Origin of the sequence: Mycobacterium sp. UM_Kg27, from assembly GCF_000972905.1 — a bacterium.
Taxonomy (GTDB): domain Bacteria; phylum Actinomycetota; class Actinomycetes; order Mycobacteriales; family Mycobacteriaceae; genus Mycobacterium.
In genome coordinates this window covers 1-24,157 of sequence record NZ_JRMM01000059.1, presented here as the reverse complement: position 1 = coordinate 24,157, position 24,157 = coordinate 1, and the positions used below count along the sequence as shown (strand labels likewise).

Genomic DNA, 24,157 nt, shown 5'->3' with positions numbered 1-24,157 from the left:
TCGTGGGCTCGGAGATGTGTATAAGAGACAGTGGTAGCTGGGCGCGCCGTTCGTGGCTTCCCGGCTTTTGTCGATGCCGGTGCCACCGCGCAGCTGCGGGTGTTCTCCACCCAGGCGCAGCAGGGCTCCGCGCTCGGCCCCGGTATCCGCCGGTTGCTGCGCTGCGACATTCCTTCGCCGGTCAAAACTGTGGAGCGTCAGCTGGATTCGTCGACCCGGCTGATGCTCAAGGCGAACCCGGATGGGACGTTGGCCGCGCTCATCGACGACTGTGCCGACGCTGCGACCGATGCGTTGGCACCAATACCGGTGTGGACCCGCGACGAGTACACAGTGCTGCGGAATAGGGTGGCCGCCGAGCTGGTGCCGACCACGGTTGACGTGATTACCCGAGTTGCGCAGGTGCTGGCCGCGGCCCGTGACACCCAAGTGGCGCTGCCGGCGCAGCCGCCGCCCACCCAGGCCGAGGCGTTCGCCGATATCGTCGGCCAGCTGGATGCGCTGCTGGCGCCCGGTTTTGTCACCGCCACCGGTCGCGCGCATCTTGGGGATCTCATCCGCTACCTCACCGCGGTCCGTCGCCGGGTGGAGCAGCTGCCCCGCGCGTTGCAGGCTGACCGGGAACGGATGGCTCGGGTACACGCGGTGCAGCATGCCTACCAGGACCTCTTGGCGACCCTGCCCACCGCTCGCCATCGCGACAACGATGTGCGCGACATCGCGCGCCAGATCCAAGAGCTACGGGTGAGTCTGTGGGCTCAGCAGCTCGGTACCCCGCGCCCAGTCAGCGAACAGCGCATCTACCGGGCGATCGACGCGCTACTCGCTTGACGGCAGGGTGTGCTCGTCGGGAAACTTGCCAGTCGCCTGGAAGATCACCCGACGAGCGACCTCGACGGCGTGGTCGGCGAACCGCTCGTAGAACCGCCCGAGCAGCGTCACGTCCACGGCTGCGGCCACTCCGTGCCGCCACTCCTTGTCCATCAGCACCGAGAACAGGTGCCGGTGCAGGTCGTCCATCGCGTCGTCTTCTTCGCGGATCCGGGCGGCCTTTTCCGGGTCGCGCGACAACAGCACCTCTTGCGCACTGTTGCCCAACTCGACTGCAAGCCTGCCCATTTCGGCGAAGTACCCGTTGACCTCTTCGGGCAGTGCGTGCTGCGGGTGGCGACGGCGGGTGATCTTGGCGACGTGCAGGGCCAATGCGCCCATCCGGTCGATGTCGGCCACCATCTGAATGGAGCTGACGATCGCGCGCAGGTCCCCGGCAACCGGGGCCTGCAACGCCAACAGCACAAAGGAGCTTTCCTCGGCGCGGGTACTCATCGCGGCGATCTGCTCGTGATCGGTGATCACCTGCTCGGCCAGCATCAAGTCGGCTTGCAACAGGGCCTGGGTGGCGCGTTCCATTGCTGCCCCGGCCAAGCCGCACATCTTGCCGAGCTGTTCGGCCAGATCCGAGAGTTGCTCGTGGTACGCGGTTCGCATGCCCTCAAGACTAACCGTGGACCGCGATCCGCGCGGGTTGGGCGGGAGTGGGCGCTACTCGCAGGTGGTGTCGGCGGCGTTGGTGACGGTCAGGTCATCGGGTAGTTCGGTCGGCTCGACGCTGGCACCGCGGTTGAGTTGCACACTGACCTGCGAGCCGCTGGCGACGGGCTTGGTCACGGCACGGAAGTCTGACCCGAGCACGACGCGGACGATGCCGCCCAGTCCGCTGACCCGCTCGATCGGCGCGCCCGACAATGCCGAGGACACCGTGGCGGCGGCCTGCTCGTTTCCGGGGGAGTACAACACTTTGGTGGCCTTGACGGTGCCGGGGTAGTCGTCGGCGTTGTCGACGTTGAAGCCCCACCGTTGCAGGCTTTCGGAGGTGGCGCCGGCCAGGCCGGATTGCTCGGTGGCGTTGGACACCCGGACCATGACATCGGCGGGTGAGGTCGTGACTGCGTGCACCTGTTCGCTGAGCGGTTTGACCACCGGGTCGGTCGGGGCGCCGGGCACAACGGTGGACGGGGTCGTGGGGCTGGCTGCCGCCGTGGTCGGAACCGCGGTGGCGTTGTGGTCGTTCTCGCCGGGCAGTGGGTCATCGTTGATGATGGCGTCGAACAGTGCCCGCATGTCATCCATCCGGGGGACCTCGTCGCCGTTCTCATCGGTCTCACTTGTCGGCACCGTGACGAAGGTGATGTGGCCGGCGGCGACCTTCTGCAAAGACTGGCCGAGGTTCACCAGGTCTTTGGTCGTGACGTTGTCCACCGAGCTGTCGCCGATGAACATGTTGACCACGTTGTTGAGCTTGGTCGGCGAGAAGAAGGTGTTGGTGGAGATCAACGAACGCAGCAGCGACGACAAGAACAGCTGCTGACGCTTGATGCGACCGTAGTCCCCGTTGTCCTCGGTGGTGACGTGCCGGGCTCGTACGTAGTTCAGCGCGGTGCCGCCGTTGACTCGCTGGCGTCCGGTGTCTTCGAGGACGCTGCCCAGCACCAGGTCGTATAGCGGGCTGGGGGTGCACACCTCGACTCCGCCCAGCGCGTCGACCATCTTGCCGAATCCGACGAAGTCGACGGCCATGAACCGGTTGATCGCCAGTCCGGACAGTTTCTGAATCTCCTTGACCAGGCACTTGGGTCCGCCGAAGGCGTACGTCGAGTTCAGCTTCGTCTCGGTGTAGACGATGTCGTCGCCGTAGGTTCCGGATTCCTCGTCATAGATCGGCCCGTAGGCACCGGTCGCGGAATTCCAGGCCTCGCACTGGATCGGGGTGATCGCCAGGTCGCGGGGGAACGACACCACCACCACGCGTTTCCGGTTCGCCGGGATGTTGACCAGCATGATCGTGTCGGAGCGAGCTCCGTCGGCGTCTTCGGTGCTGCCGGCGCCGATGGCGCTGTTGGCGCCGGCGCGGGTGTCGGCGCCGACGATCAGGAAGTTCTCGTCGCCGTACTGGCCGGCCGCATCGAGAATGTCGTGCGAGTTGGGGTCCAATGCGCTGACGTGGTTGAGGCTGCGGTTTTTCGAAGAGCTCCACTGCCAGGCCGACCCGGTCAGCACCAGGGCGAGGATCGCCATCATGGCCGCGACCGCCCGTCCGGCGAGCCGCGCCCGGTGATGGGGCCCGTGCGGGGCCGGTTCGGCGACCGCCGGCGGCGTGCGGCGAGGCGGGTCGATTCGCGCCGGCGGTTCAGCGAGGTTCGACGGAGGAGAGGCGAAGCTGGGACCGCCGTATGAACCCGGCGGTTCAGCGAGGCTCGACGGAGGAGAGTCGAAGCTGGGAGCGCCGAGTAAACCCGGCGGTTCGGTGGTGGCTGCCGACTCGGCCCAGTCGGGGGCACCGGCCGGCTCGAGTGAGGTGCCGTGAATACGGTCGAGGTCGGGCACTTCCGACGGGTAGGCCACTTCGGCGATGTCGGGCATGGGGTCCGCTACATCGGCGAGTTCGAGCGCCGCATACCCGGCCTCGGGCTCGGAGACGACGGCGGCTTCGACCGGCGCGACGGGTTCGGCGAACTCGGCCACGTCGCGACGTTCGGCTGCCACCGCGGCGGCCCGGCGCTGGCTGCGTCCCCCGGACGGCGGAGGCTCGGCATTGACCCTGGCGATCAGGTCGGCGACGCTGACCGACCCGTTGCGGCGCCGGGACGCGTTTCGCCGGTGCGGGACCGGGGCGTCCTCAGACGAGTTCTGCCAGCGCTCCCAAGGTGCGGGGCCGGGCGGTGTCATCGTCATCAGCTGACGGTCGCCGTCATCGGGGCCCTCCGGAGCCCAGCGGCCAGGAGTGGCGTTATCGCCGTCACTCATGTCCTCAAGGGCCTCCGAGTCTTCGGTACCAGCGCGCGTCGCTCGCACGCCGGTGCGGTACGGATGATCGGCATTGGTCTCCGCACCTGGATCTGCCTCCGCAGAGACGATCCCTGCCTGGGGCAATAAGGTACTTATTCTACTGAGAACTTTCCAGACACGCGATGTCGACAAAGTCTCATTTCAGCCACCAGAGTGCATAATGTCCGCGCCGGCCGGCACCGCACAGTCGTCGGGGTCGTCCAGCCAGCCTTCGGGCAGGGTGACCTTGGCCGGTGAGCCTTGTCGCCCGCGAGGGCCGGTGGCGGCCGCGGGGAACGGGACGGAGCCGTCCAGCTGTTTGAGCAGCCCGTCGAGTTCGGACAGCGTGGTCACCATCGCCAGTTCGCGCCGCAGCTCGGAACCGGCCGGGAATCCGTGCAGGTACCAGGCGACATGCTTGCGGATCTCGCGCATGCCCTTGTCCTCGCCGAAGTGCTGGGCCAGCAGGTCGCCGTGGCGGCGGATGATATCGGCGACTTCGCCCAGCGTGGGCGGAGTGGGGGTGGGCCGGCCTGCGAAAGCCGCCGAGAGCTCGGCGAACAACCACGGGCGCCCCAGGCAGCCACGGCCGATCACCACCCCGTCACAACCGGTGGCCGCCATCATGGCCAGCGCATCGCCGGCTTCGAAGATGTCTCCGTTGCCCAGGACCGGAATCGACCGGACCTGCGCCTTGAGCGCCGCGATCTGCTCCCAGTCGGCGGTGCCGGAATAGCGCTGCGACGCGGTCCGGGCGTGCAGGGCCACCGCCGCGGCCCCTTCGGTCTCGGCGATGCGCCCGGCGTCCAGATGGGTGTGGTGCGCGTCATCGATGCCGATCCGGAATTTCACGGTCACCGGAATATCGGTGCCGGCAGTGCCGCGCACCGCCGCGGCGACGATATTGCCGAAGAGCCGGCGCTTGTAGGGCAGCGCCGACCCGCCGCCGAGGCGGGTCACCTTGGGCACCGGGCAGCCGAAATTCATGTCGATGTGGTCAGCGAGTCCTTCATCGGCGATCATCTTCGCCGCGGCGTAAGTGGTGTCGGGGTCGACGGTGTAGAGCTGCAGCGAGCGCGGTGACTCCTCCGGCCCGAACGTCGTCATGTGCAGGGTGGCGGGGTGCCGTTCGACAAGCGCGCGTGCGGTCACCATCTCGCAGACATAGAGCCCGCTCACCGTTCCGGCCCGGGACTGTTCCAACTCGCGGCACAGGGTGCGGAAGGCGACGTTGGTGACGCCGGCCATCGGGGCCAGCACCACGGGACTGGCGAGCTGGAGCGACCCGATCCGCAGTGCGGGCTGCGCCTCCACCAGGCCGCCACCACTGACTACGGCGCTGATGGCTCCAACACCTTCTTGGCGGCGCGCTTCTCGGCCATCTTGGCCTCGCGCTCGAGCCGGCGTTGCTTGGCCAGCTCGAACTTCTCGCACGTGTCGTCCAACTCGGCGACGATCTTGCCGATCTCCTCTTGGTAGCGGGCCGCCTCGCCGCTGAACTCCCGCTCGAGGATGCCCCACTTCTTCAGCACCGGCATCACCACGTCGTCGCGGTGGATGATCGGGTCATAGACGCCGCCGACTGCGATGATCACGGCCTTGCGGCGAAACTCCGGGACGACGAATCCGGGCATCTGGAAGTTGGCAAGCACCCGGTGCAGCGAGCGCATCGCCTGTTCCGGCGCGATGTCGAAGCCGACGGCACTGACGTCGCGGTAGAAGATCATGTGCAGGTTCTCGTCGTGCGAGATCCGGGCCAGCAGCTGGTCGGCAATCGGGTCGTTGCAGGCCTGGCCGGTGTTGCGATGCGAGATCCGGGTAGCCAGTTCCTGGAAGCTCACATAGATGACCGAGTCGAACAGGCTCTCGGCGAACAGGTCGTCTTGCACCTGGTGGTTCTGGCCCGGGCTGAAGCCGCGGTTGACGGTCTCCATCCGCAGCGTTTCCAGTTCGATGGGGTCGCAGTTGCGGGTGACCACCAGGTAGTCGCGCAGGGCGATACCGTGACGGTTCTCCTCAGCGGTCCAGCGGTTGACCCAGGTGCCCCAGGGGGCGTCCATGGTGAAGTTCATCGCGATCTCGCGGTGATACGACGGCAGGTTGTCCTCGGTCAGCAGGTTCTGCACCATTGCGGTCCGGGCGACCTCGGACAGTTTCGACTGCTCGGGATGCCAATCTTGCCCGCCGAGCGCGTAGTAGTTCTTGCCCTCCGACCAGGGGATGTAGTCGTGGGGGTTCCAGTCCTTGGCCATCGAGAAGTGTCGGTTGATGAGTTTCTCCACGACGGGCTCGAGCTCGTGCAGCAGCTCCACGTCGGTCCATTCCCGCGTCATGCCAGCTCCCCAGATATCTGTGTCGACTAGTTGCAGGCAATATATCTGTACCTGTCGGTAGCATCAAGTTTTCGCGGTGCGTGTTTGGCTGGTTGTTCCCGTCCGGTCCTACTGGTGGGTGCGCGCGCTGAGCAGCATGTCGACGCAGAAATCGATGAATTCGGCGCGGCTGGCCGTGAGCTGGCCGTTCAGAAAGGCGGCGAACAGGGCGGTCAGGGCGCCGATCAGGCCGGTCGCCACCATCTGCTGGACCGCCGGTTCGCCGATTCGGGTGAGGGTGTTCTGCAACATCACGATGAAGTCCGGCATCCACCTCGCTCCGGCGCGATACAGGATCGGTTCGCTCTCGGGAGCCAGCAACAGCACCCGGCCCCGCGCTGGGTCGTCGACCATCAGGGTGATGAAGCGTTCCACGGCTTCTCGCGGGCTGTGGACCGACAGCATCGCCGCCAACGCCCGTGTGCACACGTCGTCATATACCTCGCGCACAAACTCGTCGCGGTCGGCGAAGCTCTCGTAGAAATAGCGTTCGGTCAGCGCAGTCGCGCGGCAGACCGACCGGATGGTCAGCGCGGGACCCTTTGCGTCGCCAAGGAGCTGTACGCCTGCGGCGATGAATTCATCGCGGCGCAGACCCTGGCGCTCGGCCAGTGGGACCCCGGACCAGCGGCCCTGGGCCTGACTGGGCGACGCACCATTTTCTAAGGCTCGTCTTGGCAACATAAGCAGCAATATGCCCGCCGTCGATGTGAATGTCCATCCCGGCGCGGGGCGTCGTCGGTCACGTTTTAGCGCCGCCCCGACGGGCCGTCTTCGCCCGGTCGGCACCGGCACGCGCCATCGCGTTGGTCCAGACAATTTGGCCGGCGGTCTCCCGGCTTCGGCTCTTGACTCTGCGCTTGCCCCTGCGGAATAGTATTCTTCAGAACGAAGAATGACATATGTTGTCCGGACAAATCCGCGATCTCGGTGTCGGTCGGGCATCCGAATCGCGTTCTGTGCCAGGTGAAAGCGGGTCATGGCGGATCATTGCACTCCTCCCAGCCTGTCGAGCGATTTCAACCTCCTGGACCTTCGCGGCCGGATCGTGGTGGTGTCGGGCGCCGGCGGCGGCGGGATCGGCACGACGATCACCGCGATGGCCGCCCAGGCGGGAGCCACCGTGATCGCGGTGAGCCGCTCGCAGGAAAACCTCCGCGAGCACATCACGCCGCTGGCCGAGCGGGGCCTGGCGGTGATACCCGTGGCCGCCGACGCCTCCACCGACGAGGGTGTCGCCACGGTGCTCGAAGCGGCGCAACGTGCCGACGGCCAGCTCTACGGACTGGTCAACGTCGCCGGTGGTGCGGAGCCGGCGACCTGGATGCCGTCGACCAGGGTGGCGCGCGCCGATTGGCGAAAGATCTTCACCCACAACTTGGAGACCGCCTTTTTCATGAGCCGCGCAATGGCTGCCGCGCTGGTGGCCCAGCACCGGCCGGGCTCGATCGTGTCGATCTCCTCGATCAGCGGGATGAACACCGCGCCGTTCCATATCGCCTACGGCACCGCGAAGGCCGCGATCGTCGCGATGACCCGCACCATGGCCGTCGAGCTGGCCGCGGCCGGCATTCGGGTCAACGCGGTGGCTCCGGGAGTCACCAACACCGCAGCCTCGGCCACCTACACCGACGATGACCCCGATCGCGACCTGCAGGCGATCGCCATGGGGCGCCGCGGGCGGCCCGAGGAGCAGGCCGGACCGATCCTGTTTCTGCTCTCGGACCTGGCCGGCTACATCACCGGGCAGACCTTGCTGGTCGACGGCGGGCTCAACCTCAAATGGAGTCACCTCGACGCCGACAACACCTCGCTGTTCCTCAAGGACGACACCTTCCGCGCCGCGATAAGGAGGATGTGATGACCGATCCGGTTCAGGGTTCCGACGAAGAACTCGCACGTCCGGTCACGATCGGTGTTGAGGCCTACACATGTCCGAACTACGCGCGCGCCGAGCGAGACAAGTTGTGGCGCAAGGTATGGCAACAGGTCGGACGGGTCGAAGATCTACCGGAGGTGGGCAGTTACCTCACCTACGACATCCTCGACGACTCGGTAATCGTCGTCCGAAGCGGGCCGGACGCCTTTCAGGCTCACCACAACGTCTGCATGCATCGTGGCCGCCGACTGGTCGACACCCCCGCCGGGGCGAAGAACGCCTGCGCGCGCACCCGCAAGTCGTTCGTGTGCGGTTTCCATGGCTGGACCTACGGACTCGACGGCGCCTGCACCCATATTCGCGAACAGGATGACTGGCAGGGCACTCTGACGCCTGCGAACACTCATCTGCGCTCGGTGCGAGTCGACACCTGGGGCGGCTGGCTCTGGATCAACATGGATCCCGACTGCGAATCGTTGGCCGACTACCTGTTCCCGGCCGCGAAGATCCTCGAACCGTTCGGCCTGGAGAACATGCGCTACAAGTGGCGCAAATGGCTGGAGTTCGACTGCAACTGGAAGGTCGCCATGGAGGCCTTCAACGAGACCTACCACGTCTACACCACCCATCCGGAGTTCAACAGGTTCGGCGAGTTCAAGGGCTGGGCGAGGGTGCAGGGCAAGCACAGCAACCTCGGTTACGACGCTCCCGACGATCTGGAGGCGACCAAGTCGAAGATTCGGCTGGGGACCGGCGCCGATCCGCGGGTGTCGACCGCGGAGATGCAGGTCTACACCATGGAGGAGACCAACGCCACCACCACCGCCACTCTGGTGAACGCCGCCAAGCGACTGGTCGACGAGCTACCCGAGGGCACCACGGCCGAGAAGGTCCTCGAACACTGGCTCGCCTCGGCGCGGCGCGACGATGCCGCCCGCGGCGTCATCTGGCCGACGATTCCCGCCGATGTGCTCGGGCAGGCCGGCACCGCATGGCAGATCTTCCCGAACTTCCAGATCGGCCAGGGGCTGACAAGTGCCCTGTGCTACAGCGCTCGGCCGCATCCCAGCTACAACCCCGACAAGTGCATCTTCGAGGTCTCGGTGTTCGAACTCTTTCCCAAAGGTGAAGAGCCGCGGACGGAATGGGAGTACACCCCGGTGGGCGACCCGGGCTGGCGTTCGGTCCTCCCGCAGGACTTCTCCAACATGGCGGCGGTGCAGCAGGGCATGAAATCCCTCGGCTATCCCGGCGCGAAGCCCAATCCCTACCGGGAGCGCGCCATCGTCAACCTGCACCACCAGTTATCGAAGTACATGGGCGCCGGTGCACCCCAAGAAATCCCGACAGGAAACGATCGATGACGGACTGCGCGCCGACCCAGACCCCGGACGACTTCGACATCGAGGCGCTGCGGCGCAAGTACGCCGCCGAGCGTGCCAAGCGCGTTCGCTCCGACGGCTCGCAGCAGTACCTCGAACTCAAGGATGACTTCGTGGAGTTCGCCGAGGTCGATCCGCACACCGCGGTGACTCCGCGGGAACCCCTCGACGCCGACATCGAGGTCGTAGTCCTCGGTGGTGGCATTGCCGGACTGCTCGCCGGCGCCTATCTGAAGAAGGCCGGCGTGGCCGACGTGCGGGTTATCGAGATGGGCGGCGAGTTCGGCGGTGTCTGGTACTGGAATCGGTTCCCCGGAATCCAATGCGACAACGACGCGTACTGCTACGTTCCGCTGCTCGAAGAACTCGACTTCATCCCGTCCAAGAAGTTCGCCGACGGCGCCGAGATCTTCCAGCATTGTCAGAACATCGGAAAGCACTTCGGCCTCTATGACGGGGCGATCTTCTCGACCCAGGTGCGCACCGCCCGCTGGGACGAGGAGATCAAGCGCTGGCGGCTGACGACGAACCGGGGCGACGACTTGCGGGCGCGTTTCGTGGTGATGGCGCAGGGGTCCTACAACCGGCCCAAGTTGCCCGGCATCGCCGGCATCAAGGACTTCATGGACGCGGGCGGCCACGTCTTCCACTCGGCCCGCTGGGATTACGACTACACCGGCGGTGACGCGAACGGTGGCCTGGACAAGCTGGCGGACAAGCGGGTAGCTCTGGTGGGCACCGGCGCGACCGGGGTGCAGCTGGTTCCGCACCTGGGCCGAGACGCCAAACAGCTCTATGTTTTTCAGCGCACGCCGTCGTCGGTCGACTTCCGTCGCAACGAGCCCACCGACCCGCAGTGGGCCGCGTCGCTGCGACCCGGTTGGCAGGCCGAACGCAAGCGCAACTTTCACCGCTGGTCGCCGTTCGAAGGCGTGGTGTTCGACGCCCCCGATATGGTGTGCGACTTCTGGACCGAGTTGGGGCGCAACCTGACCGCTCGTATCGGCGCCAGCCCCGACCCGACGGCTCTGAGCGTCGAGGAGATCATGGCGATGCGGGAGGAGGAGGACTACAAGATCATGGAGCGGCTGCGTCGCCGCATCGACGGTATCGTCGAGGACCCGCAGACCGCTGAGGCGCTCAAGCCGTACTACCGCTTCATGTGCAAACGCCCGACCTCTAGCGACACTTACCTGCCCGCGTTCAATCGGCCCAACGTCACGCTGGTCGACGTGGCCGAATCCAAGGGTGTCGAAAAACTCACGGAGAAAGGCATTGTCGCCGGCGGCGTCGAGTACCACGTCGACTGCGTCATCTTCGCCAGCGGTTTCGAGATATCCACGGAGATCAGCCGTCGGTACGCGATCGACGTGATCGAGGGCCGCGACGGGGTATCGCTGTTCGACCACTGGCGCGACGGGTACCAGACCCTGCATGGGATGACCAGCCGCGGGTTCCCCAATCAGTTCCACACCGGCTTCATTCAGGGCGGTGTGTCGGCCAACACCACCGCGATGTTCGAGCAGCAGGCCGAGCACATCGCCTACATCATTGCCGAGGCTGTCAAACGGGAGGCGACGGTCGTCGAGCCCAGTGCGGAGGGACAGAACGCCTGGGTCAACACCATCCGTGAGTTGGCATTCGACAACTCGGCCTTCGACTTATCCTGCACACCAGGCTATTACAACAACGAGGGCCGCGGATTCGGCGACGCCAGCCGCTCGTTCTTGGGTGAGGTCTACTCGCCGGGCTTCTACGCCTTCGACGACCTGTTGAGGCAGTGGCGCGACGCCGGCGACCTGAAAGGCCTGGATCTGCAGTGACATCGACGTCGAGGGCTACGACACTGCCGATACGAGAACGCAGCGAGCGGATCGAAACTTCCGTACTGGCAGACCGGATGCTGCACCGAACCGAGGAACCGTTCGCTTGAGCCGACACCGGACTGCGGGTCTGAACTTCGATGGCCGTGTTGCCATCGTGACCGGTGCCGGGCGGGGACTGGGTCGCGCCTATGCGCAGCTGCTGGCGCAGCGGGGTGCCGCTGTTGTCGTCAATGACACCGGTGGTGACCTCACCGGCGACGGCCTGCACGCGGACCTCGCCGAGCAGGTGGCCGCCGAGATCCGCGATGCGGGCGGCGCCGCGGTGGGCTGCACCGCGTCGGTCGCCACACCCGAGGGCGGTGCGGCCATCGTCGACGCAGCGCTGAAGCGCTACGGGCGGGTCGACATCCTGATCCACAATGCCGGAAACGTCCGCCGGGCGCCGTTACGTCAGATGAGTTCGCACGACTTCGAGGCGGTCCTGGACGTGCACCTGCGTGGCGCGTTCCATGTGGTGCGGGCGGCCTTCGGCGTCATGTGTGACGCAGGCTACGGTCGCATAGTGCTGACCTCGTCGATCGGCGGAATCTACGGCAACGCCGATGTGGCCAACTATGCGGCCGCGAAGGCGGGCGTGATCGGGCTGAGCAACGTCGCGGCGCTGGAGGGCGCGGCTCACGGAGTCCGCTGCAACGTGGTGGTCCCGGCGGCGGTGACCCGGATGGCCGAGGGGGTCGACACGTCGGCGTACCCGCCGATGGAACCCGAGCTGGTGGCGCCCGTGGTGGGGTGGCTGGCACACGAGTCCTGTTCGGTCACCGGTGAAGTGTTGATCGCGCTGGCCGGGCGGGTGGCGCGCGCCGCATTGGTTGAGAGTCCCGGTGTTTACCAACCGTCCTGGACGATCGAGGACATCGACGCGCGGATCGAGGCGATCCGCGACGTCACCGAGCCGGTGAGCTTCCCGGTGGTGCCCGACGGGCACGCCGCGCATATCCGCTACAGCTTCGGGATGGCCCAATCAGACGGAACCCAAGTAGTCGAAGGAGAGTTGTGATGCGCGATTACACCCAGTTCTACATCGACGGCCGGTGGGTGGACCCGGCCGAAGCGAAGACGCTCGACGTCGACAATCCGGCCACTGAAAAGGTCTGCGGGAAGATCGCACTGGGCTCGGCGGCCGACGTCGACCTCGCGGTCGCGGCGGCCCGGCGGGCCTTTGACGGCTGGTCGCAGAGCAGCCGCGCGGAGCGGCTGGAGCTGCTGCAGGCGATCCTGGCCGAGTATCAACGTCGCAGCGGCGATCTTGCCGACGCGGTGAGCGAAGAGATGGGGGCACCACCCAGCCTGGCCGCCGGAGTCCAGGTCAATCTCGGGGCGGGTCACCTCGTCACCGCGATCGATGCCCTGAAGAACTTCTCGTTCAGCGAGCAGCGCGGTGACACCTTGGTGGAACGCGACCCGATCGGGGTGTGCGGTCTCATCACACCCTGGAACTGGCCGCTGAACCAGATCGCGGTGAAGGTGTACCCGGCGTTGTCCACCGGCTGCACCATGGTGCTCAAGCCGTCGGAGGTCGCGCCGTTCTCGGCCTACGTCTTCACCGAGATCATGCATGCCGCGGGTGTCCCGGCCGGCGTGTACAACATGGTCAACGGCGACGGCCCCGGGGTGGGGGTGGCGTTGTCGCGGCACCCGGACGTCGACATGGTGTCGTTCACCGGCTCCACCCGCGCCGGCGTGGCGGTGGCGGAGAACGCCGCACCGACCGTGAAGCGGGTGACCCAGGAGCTGGGCGGCAAGAGCGCCAACATCGTGCTCGACGACGACGCGTTCGTCGACAGTGTCACCGCCGGGGTTTCGACCATGATGGTCAACTCCGGGCAGAGCTGTAATGCCCCGTCGCGGATGCTGGTGCCGAACTCGCGCATGGACGAGGCCATCGCGATCGCCCATGCGGTCGCCGAACAGGTCAAGGTCGGCGACCCCGTCGATCCGAAAGCGATCGGTCCGGTGGCGTCAGCGGCGCAGTTCGCCAAGGTGCAGCGCCTGATCGAGCAGGGTATCGCCGAGGGCGCTACGGTCGCCGCCGGCGGCGTGGGCCGGCCGGACGGGATTGAGACCGGCTACTTCGTCCGGCCGACTGTCTTCGCACGGGTGACGAACCAGATGACGATCGCGCGCGAAGAGATCTTCGGCCCGGTGCTGTGCATCCTCGGCTATGACGACCTCGACGAGGCCGTCGAGATCGCCAACGACACCGAGTACGGCCTGGCCGGCTACGTCTCGGGCGCCGATCTCGACGCCGCGCGGGGCATCGCCCGCCGGATCCGGGCCGGCTGGGTGGCGATCAACCACGCTTTCGACCTGAACGCACCGTTCGGCGGCTACAAGCGCAGCGGCAACGGCCGGGAGTGGGGCGACGCCGGATTCCACGAATACCTGGAGACCAAGAGCACTTTGGGCTACGGGGTGGGTGCCGCCGGCTGAGATGGCGCCCGCGCTATTCGTAGTGCACGGTGATCGAGCCGCCTTCGGGAAGGGCCTGGCAGGTCAGGATGTAACCGTCGGCCACTTCGTCGTCGTCGAGCACGGTGTTGTTGAGCATGGTCGCGCTGCCCTCGGTGATCTGGGCGATGCAGGTGCCGCAGTTGCCCGCCTCGCAGGAGAACGGCGGAGCCAGTCCGGCGCGGCGGGCGCTCTCCAGCAGGGTCTCGCGAGGGACCCGCGGCACCGATTCCTTCTGGCGCCCCAGGTGGATCGTGACGGTCCCCGACACCTCGGTGTCGGGCGCCGGGGCCGCCGACGACGGGGCCGGTGCCGGAACGGTCGCCACATCGAAGTCCTCGATGAACAGCCGGCCCGGACCGGGCCAGGCCGCGCGCACCACATCCATGAATCCGGCCGGCCCGCACACGTAGCAGTCCGCGCCGGTGTCGGCGCCGACGAATTCCGTGACCGCCGTGGCGTCCAGGAGTCCGTCGTCGGCGTCGCGGTGGCGGTGCACGGACAGTCGCCCGGGGTAGCGGGCGGCGAGTTCGTCCAGCGCGCGTTCGAAGATCGCCGCGGTAGCGTCCCGATCGGCGCAGAGCAGTCGCACGGCGCGGTCGGTGGTCGCCAGTGCGCTCTTGGCCAGCGAAAGGATGGGAGTGATCCCGCTGCCGCCGGAGAACGCCAGCAGCGGAGCCGCCGACTCTTGCAGGCAGAAGGTCCCCGCCGCGCGGGTCATGACCAGCTCGTCGCCTTCGGCGACGTTGTCCAGCAACCAGTTCGACACCTTGCCGCCGGGAACACGCTTGACCGTGGTCGTCAGCTCGGTGTCGGTCTCTGGCGCGCTCGACATCGAGTAGGACCGGTACAACTCCTCGCCGTCGACCCGTACCTGGAACGTCGAATACTGGCCGGCCCGGTAGGGAAACGGTGTCTCGTGGGGCGCCAGCACGAAGGTGTAGGCGTCGGCGGTCTCTTTGACGATGCGCGTCACGGTCGCTCGCTGGAAAACATGAGTGACCGCCATGCCCACCCCTTCTGGTTTGCGTTCTTCACTTGAGAGAATACTATTCTCTCAAACCGATAGGATCTTCTCAAATGTCGCCAGGATCGTCCACAGCAGTGCTTGCGTTCGAGGATCGGCAGTGGCGGCTGCCCGAACTCGACGCGCTGGCCGGCGACCTGGCCGCCGTGCTGGCGACCGACGGCGTGCGCACCGGAGACCGGGTGGCGCTGATGTCATCGAATCGCCCGGAGTTCGTCATCGCGGTGCGCGCCATCTGGCGCCTGGGTGCGGTCGCCGCCCTGATCAGCCCGGCCTGGAAGCGCGACGAGGTGGCGCACGCGCTCGCGCTGGTGCAACCCCGGTGCGCCCTCGGCGACCACCCGGTACTGGCCGAGCTGATGCCGATGCGGCACCTCGATGATGTGATGGCCGAGATTCCGGCCGCCACCTGGGAGGGTGATCCACCGCCGGCCGGCTCCGACGCGCTGCTGGTGTTCAGTTCCGGCACCACCGGGTTGCCCAAAGCCGTCCGGCACACCCACGCCTCGCTGGCCGCGGCGGTGGGGCACTGGCGGGATGCCTTGGGGCTGAGCGCCGCCGACCGGATCCAAGTGGCGACACCGCCGTCGCACATCCTGGGGCTGCTCAACATCCTTACCGCGCTGCAGGTCGGGGCGTGGGTGCGGTTGCACCGCCGGTTCGACATCGACGCGATGCTCACATCGATCGGTACCGACAAGATCACCGTGGAGATGGCCGTGGCGCCGATAGCTCTGGCCATCGCCGCGCATCCGGACCTGGAATCATTCGACCTGTCCTCCCTGCGTTTCATCATGTGGGGTGCCACCCCGGTGACCGCGGTCGTCGCGGACACCGTCACCCGGCGCACCGGCGTGCCGTTTGTGCCGGCCTACGGCACCAGCGAACTGCCGGTGATCGCCTGCAATCCCGTCGATGGGGCGCGACGCAACCTGGCGGTTCCGGACACCGTGGGCCGGCCCGTGCCCGGGGTCGAGCTGAAGGTGGTGGACCTGGATGCCGACGATGCCGCCCCCGAGCCGTTGCCGCCCGGAGCTCTCGGCGAGATCCTGGTCCGGTCCGAATCCCTGATGGCCGGCTACCTTCCCGCCTCGGCGACCGCAGAGGTGGTGCGCGACGGATGGTTTCATACCGGCGACGTGGGCTACGTCGACGCCGGCGGCCGGTTGCGGATCACCGATCGCTGCAAGGAGATGATCAAGGTCCGCGGCTTTCAGGTCGCCCCCGCCGAGATCGAGGCGGTGTTGCACGAGCACCCGGCGGTCGCTGACTGCGGCGTGTTCGGGGTGCCCGACGAGCGTGACGGTGAGGCCGTCGTCGCCGCGGTCGCACTGCACGCCCCGGTCAGCGCCGAGGAACTGTGCGCGCTGGTCGGCGACCGCCTCGCGTCCTACAAGCGGCTGCGCCGGGTGGTGTTCGTACCTGAGATCCCTCGGTTGCCTTCCGGAAAGCTGTTGCGCCGACTACTGAAGGAGCGCCTATGGATGTCCGGCTGAATGCCGAGCAGCGTCAACTGCGAGACGCCTCGGCCAAGCTCGCCGACGATCTGGGGCCGGGCTCGGTGGCCGACCTCGACGATGCGAGCCGGATAGCCCGCCTGGAACGCGCCGTCGAGCAGACCGGCTGGCGCGCTTTACGTTCCGACGGCGCCTCGGGAGTCGAGGTGGCGATCGTCGCCGAGGAGTTCGGGCGCGGCCTCATCGATGTGCCGTTCCTCGGACCGGTACTCGCCGACGACCTGCACCGCCGGGTGGCCCTGGGCGAGGACCCGACCACCGTTGCGGTCGGTGACACCGCCATCGACGCCCGCGGTGCCGCGAAGGCGGTGACGGTACGCGGTCGCACGGTGCTGACCGCCCCCGTCGGCGCGCTGCGCACCAGCGCCGACCTGACCCGGCCCGTCGCGGGTCTTGCCGGTGCGCCGCAGCGGGTCGGTGAGCTCGGCGCCGAGGACGCATTGCGGTGGCAGGCGCTGGCGCTGGTGACGACGTGCGCCGATCTGGTCGGCACCGCGCGTGGTGCGCACGGTCTGGCATGCGATTACGCCAAGCTCCGTGAGCAGTACGGCAAACCCATCGGGTCCTATCAGGCCATCGCACACCTGCTCGCCGAGGGACTGGCGCTGATCGAGGGCTCGGTGAGCGTGCTGCGGCACGCGGCCTGGGCGGTTGACGAGGCGCCCGCGGCCGACGCGGTGCGTGCCGCCCGGATCGCCAAGATCTACTCGGCACGCACCGCGCGGACGGTCTGCGAGACCGCGATCCAGGTGCACGGCGGCATCGGCAACACCTGGGATTGCGCGGCGCACGTCTACCTGCGGCGGGCGCTGACTTCGACCGGCCTGTGGCCCGTGACGATAAGGGAGATCGCAGATGGACTTTCGTGATTCGCGCGCCGAAGCCGACTTCCGCAGCAGGCTTCGGGCCTGGCTGACGGAGCGCGCCGGTACCTTCCCCGCCGCCGGCGACGACGAATACTGGGCGCGCCAGGGTGAGTGGCATCAGGCACTGTATGCGGGCGGATTCTTCGGGGTGTCCTGGCCGCGGGAGTACGGCGGCCAGGATCTGCCGCCGGTCTATGACGTGATCGTCGACGAGGAGCTGGCGGTCGCGGGCGCCCCGCCGCGGCCGAGTCTGGGGTATCTGGTGGTCGGGCTGGGCCGGCACGCCAGTGACGAACTGCAGCAACGGTTCCTGCCCGGCATGATCGACGGCACCCAGCGCTGGTGCCAGGGCTTCTCCGAACCCGGGGCGGGTTCGGATCTGGCATCGCTGACCACCACGGCGACCCGGGAAGGCGACGACTACGTCATTCACGGGCACAAGATCTGGACCAGTTACTCCGATGTCGCCGACTGGTGTCTGCTGCTGGCCCGCACCGACAAGGACGCTCCCCGGCATCGCGGTATCTCGGCGTTCGTCATCTCGATGCACCAGCCCGGAATCGAGCAGCGGCCGTTGCAGATGATCAACGGGGTCACCACGGAATTCGGCCAGGTGCTGTTCGACGGTGCGCGGGTGCCGGCGAGTCAGATGATCGGGGCTCCAGGGGAGGGCTGGGCGCTGGCGATGACGGTCGTTGGTCATGAGCGCGAACCGTCGACCCTGGGATACTCGGCGCGCTACGGCAAGTTGGTGCGCCAGATGGCGAACCGTGTACCGGGGGACGTGCCGGAGGAATTGGCCTGGGCAGCAGTCGAAACCGAGATGCTGCGGTTGCATGTGCGCCGGCGGCTCTCCGAACAGCTCGACGGCCTCTCGCACGGGCCGGAGGGTTCGTTGGACAAGCTGCTGATGACCTGGGTGGAGCAGTCCGTCGGCCACGCCGCGCTGGCGGTCGGCGGGGTCGACGACCCGGACCTGCTCAGCGCCTACCTGTACAGCCGTGCCCAGAGCGTGATGGGCGGGACTTCGCAGATTCAGAAGAACATCATTGCCGGCCGAATACTGGGGTTGTAGACCCGCGAAGGAGTCTGACATGTACGACATGCCCGCCGAGATCGACGTGCGCGCCGAGGGACCGCTGCGGATCATCACGCTGAATCGCCCCGACGCGCTCAATGCGGTCAACGATGCGCTGCACACCGGTCTGGCGAAACTGTGGCCCCGGTTGGAGGAAGACGACGAGGCGCGGGCGGCGGTGCTGACCGGCAGCGGGCGGACGTTCTCCGCCGGAGGCGATTTCGCCTACCTCGACGAACTCCGCCGCGATGAGAAGCTGCGTGCCAAGACGATCGCGCACGGCCGCGATATCGTGCTGGGCATGGCACGCTGCCGTACCCCGGTCATCGCGGCGGTGAACGGCCCCGCTATCGGCCTGGGTTGCAGTCTGGTGGCGCTGAGCGACATCGTCTACATCTCGGAATCGGCCTACCTGGCCGACCCGCACGTGCAGGTGGGTCTGGTCGCCGCCGACGGCGGCCCGCTGACCTGGCCGTTGCAGATGAGTCTGTTGCTGGCCAAGGAATACGCCCTGACCGGAGCACGTATTCCGGCGGCCCGGGCAGTGGGGCTGGGTCTGGCCAATCACGTAGCCGAAGATCCGCTGGCGGAAGCGATTTCGTGTGCCAAGCGAATCGCTGAGTTGCCTCGCCAGGCGGTGGAGAGCACCAAACGGCTGCTCAACATCCACCTGGAGCGTGCGGTACTGGCCACGCTGGATTTCGCCAATATGGCCGAAGATCAGTCCTTCAAGACCGACGACTTCGCGGCTATCGTCGATCGGCTCACCGCGAACAAGAACTGACGGTACCGATGACCATTGCCGAGTTGCTGGCCGCGGCGCGCGGGGGCTCCGTCCGCGCCACCGGCCGGTTGCTCAGCTTGGTCGAAAGCGGCCGGCGGGCCGAAGTCCTGGCCGCCGTGGGGCCGGCGGCCGCGCGCGTCATCGGGGTGACCGGGCCGCCGGGGGCGGGCAAGTCCACCACGATCGCTGCCCTGGTGGGGGCTTACCGACAGCGCGGCCTGCGGGTGGCGGTGCTGGCCGTCGACCCGTCCTCGCCGTTCAGCGGCGGGGCACTGCTGGGTGATCGCATCCGGATGGCTGCCCACATCAACGACCCGGAGGTGCTCATCCGGTCGGTGGCGGCCCGCGGCCACCTGGGCGGACTGGCCGAGGGGGTGCCCGCAGCCCTGCAGCTGCTCGCCGCGCTCGGCTTCGACGTGCTGCTGCTGGAAACGGTCGGGGTGGGCCAATCCGAGATCGAGATCGCCGCGATCGCCGATCCGACAATCGTGGTGCTCAATCCTGGCGCCGGTGACGCGGTCCAGGCCGCCAAGGCCGGATTGCTGGAAGTCGGCGACATCGTGGTGGTCAACAAGGCCGACCGCGAGGGTGCCGAGCAGACCGTGCGCGACCTTCGGGTCGAGCTGATGCACACCGGCGCACCGATTCTCACCCTGATCGCTGCGCGCGGCGACGGTCTCGACGAGTTGGTGGACACCATCGAAGCCCATCACCGCACCGACAGCCGGGAGCGTCGGCTGGCCCGGGCCCGGGCGCAGATCCTGTCCTTGGCTCAGACCCGGTTGCGCACCCATCCCGCGCTGGACCGGCTCACCGAACAGGTTGTCGACGGTGCCGATGATCCCTACTCCGCGGCGGAGCGGCTGTTGTCTGACTAGCCGACTGGCTACTCTCATCGCATGGCTTCCACTCCGGCCGCTGCCCAGTTCCGCTTCATTCCCCGCAGCGCGGCGCAGACGCGCATTCTCGACGCTGCGCTGCAGTTGATCGGCGAACACGGCGTCGGCGGAACGTCGTTGCAGATGATCGCCGACGTGATCGGGGTGACCAAGGCGGCGGTCTATCACCAGTTCAAAACCAAGGATGAGATCGTCGTCGCGCTCACCGAGCGGGAATTGGGGGCGTTGGAGGACGCGCTGGAGGCCGCCGAGGCCGAGCAGAGTCGGCCGCGGGCTCGAGAAGTGTTGCTCGACGGGGTCATCGACATGGCGGTGCGTAGGCGGGGTGCGGCCAGCACCCTGCAGTTCGATCCGGTGATCGTCCGGCTGCTGGCCGAGCATCAGCCTTTTCAAGAGTTCATCGCGCGGTTGTACGGGGTGCTCGTCGGCGAAGCCGGCGACGACGCCGTGGTGTCGGCGGCGATGTTGTCCGGTGCCATCGCTGTTGGGGTGATGCATCCACTGGTGGGCCACGTCGACGACGACACGCTGCGTGCCCAATTGCTGCGACTTACCAAGCGCTTCATCGAGGCGCCGGACGGCGCCGGAGGGTGAAGGCCATTGACCGTGAGATAGCCGATCGGCTATCTTTCGGGTAGTCGATCGGCTAGGGCGGTTCGGTCCCGACGGCCGCCCGGCTGGTGTCGCCGGGCGAGCAGCGGAGGAATCACGCCATGCAGATGATCGCTGAGGCGGAGGAGACTCCGCAGGCCACCGCATTCCGGGCGCAGTTGGTGCTGCTGTGGTCGGGTCCCGCGGTCGGCGCGGTGTTGCTCGTGCTGTTCGCGACCTTCCCGGGGTTCTTCCCGCCGATGTCACCGACCATGTCCGCGGCGCAGGTTGCCGAGTTCTATGACCAACACCGATCGTGGATCCGTCTCAGCATGGTCGGATTCAACCTGTGCGGGATTATGATCGTGCCGTTCCTGGTGCTGATCGTGGGCCAGATGAAACGGATGTCCACCCAGAGTCACGTGTTCGCCTACGGGTATCTGGCCGCGGTGGTCAGCGGGGCGACGCTTTTCGCGCTGTCCAACATCTTCTTCGGGGTGGCGGCCTTTCGGTCCGATCGCAGCCCCGAGGTGATCGAGGCGCTCAACGACCTGGCGTGGATGTCGTTCATCGCACCTGTCGGGATGATCGTCGGCCAGTTCGCGATGTTGGCTTGCGCCGTCTACGCCGACCGCGGTCCCGATCCGGTGTTCCCGCGCTGGGTGGCCCACCTGTCCGTGATCACCGCGTTGGCCATGCTGCCGTCGGTCGCCGCCACGGTGTTCAAGACCGGGCCGTTGGCCTGGGACGGTCTCATCTCGTTCTGGGTGCGTAACGGGGCCTTCGCGGTGTTCGTGTTCGCGATGTTCTTCGCGCTACGAGATGCCCTGTATCGGCAGGGCGTTGCCGAGGGTGTGCTGCGGTGAACGTCGCCACCCTGCTCTACGGCGACAGCAATATCGAAGCCACCCCGCCGCCCGGTGCGGGCAAACCCGATGTGCGCGTGGTGTGGTGGATCTTCGTGGTGTTCTACGGCCTGATGGGCCTGGGGGTGTGCCTGCTCGGCCGGGTGACACCGCCACCAAGGCCCGACGTGGGCCCGGAGGCGATGCAGGCCTGGTTCGCCCAGCACGCGATGACCATGCACTTCGGCTTCGTGTTGCTGCTTGCCATCACCGGCGGGGCCGCGATCTCCAACGGCCTGGTCGGCTACCACATGATGCGGATGACATCGGGCAAAGTGTTGGCCTACGCCTACATCGGCGGCATGGCGGTGGGAGCCGTCCCCGGCTTCCAGATGGTGATTCTGTGCTACTCGCTCGGGGCGTTCCGGCCGGACCGTGACCCGGAGATGGTGCGATTCTTCTACGACCTGGGAATGTTGTCCTACAACGGCTCGCTGGGTTGCTTCACCGCCGCGTACTTCAGCCTGGCCATCGCGATCTTCTACGACAAGAACAACATCTTCCCCAAATGGTTTGCCTACGTGAGTATCTGGCAGATCGTCACCGAGGTGATCGCCAGCCAGATGTGGCTCTTCGACTCCGGTGCGTTCGCTTGGAACGGGGTCATCACGTTCTACATCGCCGTCGTGGTGTTCTGTGTCTGGCTGGCGGCGTTGATCGCATTCCTACAGGTGACGGGCGCCCGCGAACCCGTCGATTCACCACCGATCGTCTGACTCTCCGGCTGGAGGCGCATTGATGACTGACCAGAAAGCACCGACCGTGCGTCGGCTGGGGGCCGCCGGAAGGCGCCCAGCGACTCATCTGCCCGGTGACGGGCACATGTGGTTCATGGTGCTGGGTGATCTGTTCATCTTCGGTAGTTACTTCCTGGCGTACATGGTGTTCCGGGCAATGGCTCCCGAGGAGTTCCTGGCCGATCAGCAACACCTCAACGTCACCCTCGGCGTCGTCAACACCATCGTGTTGATCACCAGCTCGTGGCTGATCGTCGAGAGCGTGCACGCGGCTCGGGACGGTAATCGGGCCGGTGCCATCGGCCTGGTCCGCGGGGGAATGTTCTGCGGTGTGGTGTTCGCGGTCATCAAGGTCTATGAATGGACCGCTGAAATCCAAGCGGGATACACCAATTCAAGTACCTTCTTCAGCTTCTACTACGTCCTGACGGGGGTGCACCTGTTCCATGTGGCTCTGGGCCTGATCATTCTCGGCGTGGTGATCCGCGACCTGCGCAATCCGCGCCGGGCCCGGATCAGCATGGTCGAACAGGGCGCAACCTATTGGCACATGGTCGATCTGCTCTGGGTCGTGATATTCGCACTGCTCTACGTGATGAGGTGAATCGGGTGACCGCACAGCCAGAATCGATACTCGAGCACCGGCCGGAGCGTCTTACCGCCGCCACCTGGCTTGTCCTGGTGGCCATCACCGTGCTGGCCTGGTGGCTGGCTCCGGGGCACAGTGCCGGCCCTGTCGAGCCCAGCATCCCGATCACCGTCACGGTGATCGCGCTGTCGGCCGTCAAGGCCCGGTTGATCATCCGCAACCTCATGGAGGTGCGCAGCGCACCGATCTGGTTGCGCCGCACCACCGACACCTGGCTGGCGGTGCTGTGCACGGCCGTGCTGGTGATCTACCTATGCTGAGCGGGAAACCGGGGCAGATTCAACGGTAGATCGTTGTAGGTGGCGATCCCGGGTTCGGCGGCGACGACGGCCGGGATGGCGTTGATCGGCGGCATCGCGGTCATGATGTGGCCGAGCTCGAAGAAGTCGTCGAGGGACTTGGCCGAGGCGATCAGGTCGGGTGGCGGAGTGAAGCCGACCTGCATGTTGACCGTCGGCCGGCCGTCGATGGTGATCTTCCAGCCGTCGCCGTCGAGCTGCCAGTCCGGTTCGAGTGTTTGACCTTTGCGCCACCGCACGTTGATGTCGATGACGCATCTGCCATTGACGATTCCCTGCCAGCTGGCGAACACCCCGGCCACCTGACCGGACCGGATCGTCCATGAGGCCATCGGGAGATCCGCGGTGGTCTGGGCGTATTCGCAGGAGCAGGTGATCTCATCGAGTTCGACGCCCATCGCGTCGGCGAGCAGCCGGACCGCCTCGGCGAAGACCGCCGTACCGCGCGCGGCCATGGGCTCCAGGTCCGGGTCGTCGATCGCGGTGCCGAAACCCACCGGCCGTTCGGTGTCGGGGGAGTCGTAGAGGGTGGTGTCGGCCGTCTCGGTGATGGTGATCTTGTCGACCCGGTCGCATGCCGTCGCCGCCACGATCGCCAGCAGTTCGGCGAAGCCCGGGCTGACTCCGGAGCCGAACAGGGTGGACCCGCCCTTGTGGCACGCCTCGTCGAGCCGGGCCCGGTCGTCACCGAGGTTATGGCCGGTGATGAAAGACGCTGACGTCACGACGTTTACGCCCGCCGAGAGGATCTGCACCAGCTCATCGACGTTGATCCACATCGGGTTGTAGACCACGCAGTCCGGCTTGAGTGCCAGCAGCGCCGCGGCGTCGTTGGTCGCGGTGACGCCGAGCGGGTCGATGCCGGCCAGCTCGCCGGCGTCGCGGCCGACTTTGTTGTCCGACCAGGCGAAGAGGCCGACGAGTTCGTAATTGGGGTTGCCGGCGATCGCCCGGACGGAACTCTTGCCGACGTTGCCGGTCGTCCACTGGACGACCCGGTAGGGGGAGGCGGG

The 24,157-nt window shown here is 66.8% G+C and carries 22 protein-coding genes and 1 pseudogene; 16 read left to right on the top strand and 7 right to left on the bottom strand.

The window, feature by feature from the left end; translation table 11 throughout:
* Positions 1-33 precede the first annotated feature (33 nt).
* Positions 34-831, top strand: a pseudogene (locus tag LI94_RS11330) (DUF3418 domain-containing protein); the annotation flags it as partial.
* Here the strand turns inward: LI94_RS11330 and phoU are convergent.
* The 5 genes from phoU to LI94_RS11305 form a co-directional block, all read right to left on the bottom strand.
* Entirely contained in the window at positions 820-1,488 is a 669-nt protein-coding gene (gene phoU / locus LI94_RS11325) for a phosphate signaling complex protein PhoU (RefSeq protein WP_024443910.1), read from the bottom strand. The pseudogene LI94_RS11330 and the gene phoU sit on opposite strands and share 12 nt — an antisense overlap.
* A 54-nt stretch (positions 1,489-1,542) precedes the next feature.
* Entirely contained in the window at positions 1,543-3,804 is a 2,262-nt protein-coding gene (locus tag LI94_RS11320; RefSeq protein WP_046301241.1) for an LCP family protein, read from the bottom strand.
* A gap of 183 nt (positions 3,805-3,987) precedes the next feature.
* Positions 3,988-5,139 carry a tRNA dihydrouridine synthase DusB gene (gene dusB / locus LI94_RS11315; protein WP_255351889.1) on the bottom strand — a complete coding sequence of 384 codons (1,152 nt, stop codon included), beginning with the start codon at positions 5,137-5,139 and terminating at the stop codon, positions 3,988-3,990.
* A gap of 17 nt (positions 5,140-5,156) precedes the next feature.
* Positions 5,157-6,158 carry an acyl-ACP desaturase gene (locus tag LI94_RS11310; RefSeq protein WP_046301240.1) on the bottom strand — a complete coding sequence of 334 codons (1,002 nt, stop codon included), beginning with the start codon at positions 6,156-6,158 and terminating at the stop codon, positions 5,157-5,159.
* A gap of 108 nt (positions 6,159-6,266) precedes the next feature.
* Positions 6,267-6,881: a TetR family transcriptional regulator gene (locus tag LI94_RS11305; RefSeq protein ID WP_046301239.1), complete on the bottom strand. Its 615-nt coding sequence runs from the start codon at positions 6,879-6,881 to the stop codon at positions 6,267-6,269.
* Positions 6,882-7,176: 295 nt separating this feature from the next.
* Here LI94_RS11305 and LI94_RS11300 point away from each other — a divergent pair, with 295 nt between their 5' ends.
* The 5 genes from LI94_RS11300 to LI94_RS11280 all read left to right on the top strand — a co-directional run bounded on the left by LI94_RS11300 (position 7,177) and on the right by LI94_RS11280 (position 13,774).
* Entirely contained in the window at positions 7,177-8,058 is an 882-nt protein-coding gene (locus tag LI94_RS11300) for an SDR family oxidoreductase (RefSeq protein WP_046301238.1), read from the top strand.
* Positions 8,058-9,440, top strand: coding sequence for an aromatic ring-hydroxylating dioxygenase subunit alpha (locus LI94_RS11295; RefSeq protein ID WP_046301237.1), 1,383 nt, complete (start codon positions 8,058-8,060; stop codon positions 9,438-9,440). The genes LI94_RS11300 and LI94_RS11295 overlap by 1 nt, the downstream gene beginning before the upstream one ends.
* Complete coding sequence (locus LI94_RS11290; RefSeq protein WP_046301236.1) at positions 9,437-11,281, top strand: NAD(P)/FAD-dependent oxidoreductase; 1,845 nt, start codon at positions 9,437-9,439, stop codon at positions 11,279-11,281. Before LI94_RS11295 ends, LI94_RS11290 begins: the two co-directional genes overlap by 4 nt.
* 106 nt (positions 11,282-11,387) lie before the next feature.
* Positions 11,388-12,341: an SDR family NAD(P)-dependent oxidoreductase gene (locus LI94_RS11285; RefSeq protein WP_046301235.1), complete on the top strand. Its 954-nt coding sequence runs from the start codon at positions 11,388-11,390 to the stop codon at positions 12,339-12,341.
* Entirely contained in the window at positions 12,341-13,774 is a 1,434-nt protein-coding gene (locus LI94_RS11280; RefSeq protein ID WP_046301234.1) for an aldehyde dehydrogenase family protein, read from the top strand. The genes LI94_RS11285 and LI94_RS11280 overlap by 1 nt, the downstream gene beginning before the upstream one ends.
* 13 nt (positions 13,775-13,787) lie before the next feature.
* Here LI94_RS11280 and LI94_RS11275 read toward each other — a convergent pair whose 3' ends face one another.
* The gene (locus LI94_RS11275) at positions 13,788-14,801 is read right to left on the bottom strand and encodes a ferredoxin--NADP reductase (protein ID WP_024443920.1); all 1,014 of its coding nucleotides are present in this window, start codon (positions 14,799-14,801) and stop codon (positions 13,788-13,790) included.
* A gap of 71 nt (positions 14,802-14,872) precedes the next feature.
* On the opposite strand from LI94_RS11275, the gene LI94_RS11270 reads away from it, so the two are divergent.
* The 10 genes from LI94_RS11270 to LI94_RS11225 all read left to right on the top strand — a co-directional run bounded on the left by LI94_RS11270 (position 14,873) and on the right by LI94_RS11225 (position 23,105).
* Positions 14,873-16,315 carry an AMP-binding protein gene (locus LI94_RS11270; protein WP_046301233.1) on the top strand — a complete coding sequence of 481 codons (1,443 nt, stop codon included), beginning with the start codon at positions 14,873-14,875 and terminating at the stop codon, positions 16,313-16,315.
* Positions 16,300-17,205: an acyl-CoA dehydrogenase family protein gene (locus LI94_RS11265; protein ID WP_046301232.1), complete on the top strand. Its 906-nt coding sequence runs from the start codon at positions 16,300-16,302 to the stop codon at positions 17,203-17,205. Before LI94_RS11270 ends, LI94_RS11265 begins: the two co-directional genes overlap by 16 nt.
* A complete protein-coding gene (locus LI94_RS11260; RefSeq protein ID WP_046301231.1) occupies positions 17,192-18,277 on the top strand; it encodes an acyl-CoA dehydrogenase family protein in 1,086 nt (361 codons plus the stop codon). Before LI94_RS11265 ends, LI94_RS11260 begins: the two co-directional genes overlap by 14 nt.
* Before the next feature lie 19 nt (positions 18,278-18,296).
* Positions 18,297-19,064 carry an enoyl-CoA hydratase/isomerase family protein gene (locus LI94_RS11255; RefSeq protein ID WP_046301230.1) on the top strand — a complete coding sequence of 256 codons (768 nt, stop codon included), beginning with the start codon at positions 18,297-18,299 and terminating at the stop codon, positions 19,062-19,064.
* Positions 19,065-19,072: 8 nt separating this feature from the next.
* Positions 19,073-19,942 (top strand): methylmalonyl Co-A mutase-associated GTPase MeaB, encoded by an 870-nt coding sequence (gene meaB / locus LI94_RS11250; protein WP_036458779.1) that lies wholly within the window; start codon positions 19,073-19,075, stop codon positions 19,940-19,942.
* Between the two features lie 21 nt (positions 19,943-19,963).
* Complete coding sequence (locus LI94_RS11245; protein WP_036458782.1) at positions 19,964-20,557, top strand: TetR/AcrR family transcriptional regulator; 594 nt, start codon at positions 19,964-19,966, stop codon at positions 20,555-20,557.
* A 119-nt stretch (positions 20,558-20,676) separates the two neighbouring features.
* Entirely contained in the window at positions 20,677-21,420 is a 744-nt protein-coding gene (locus tag LI94_RS11240) for a hypothetical protein (RefSeq protein ID WP_024443924.1), read from the top strand.
* A gap of 11 nt (positions 21,421-21,431) precedes the next feature.
* Entirely contained in the window at positions 21,432-22,175 is a 744-nt protein-coding gene (locus LI94_RS11235; RefSeq protein ID WP_046301245.1) for a hypothetical protein, read from the top strand.
* Positions 22,176-22,197: 22 nt separating this feature from the next.
* Positions 22,198-22,800, top strand: a complete 603-nt coding sequence (locus LI94_RS11230) for a cytochrome c oxidase subunit 3 (RefSeq protein WP_082105730.1) — start codon at positions 22,198-22,200, stop codon at positions 22,798-22,800.
* A 5-nt stretch (positions 22,801-22,805) separates the two neighbouring features.
* Entirely contained in the window at positions 22,806-23,105 is a 300-nt protein-coding gene (locus LI94_RS11225) for a cytochrome C oxidase subunit IV family protein (RefSeq protein WP_239651204.1), read from the top strand.
* Here LI94_RS11225 and LI94_RS11220 read toward each other — a convergent pair.
* The coding region (locus LI94_RS11220; RefSeq protein ID WP_046301229.1) for a dihydrodipicolinate reductase at positions 23,093-24,157 on the bottom strand (1,065 nt) is incomplete at its 5' end. The two genes, LI94_RS11225 and LI94_RS11220, sit on opposite strands and share 13 nt — an antisense overlap.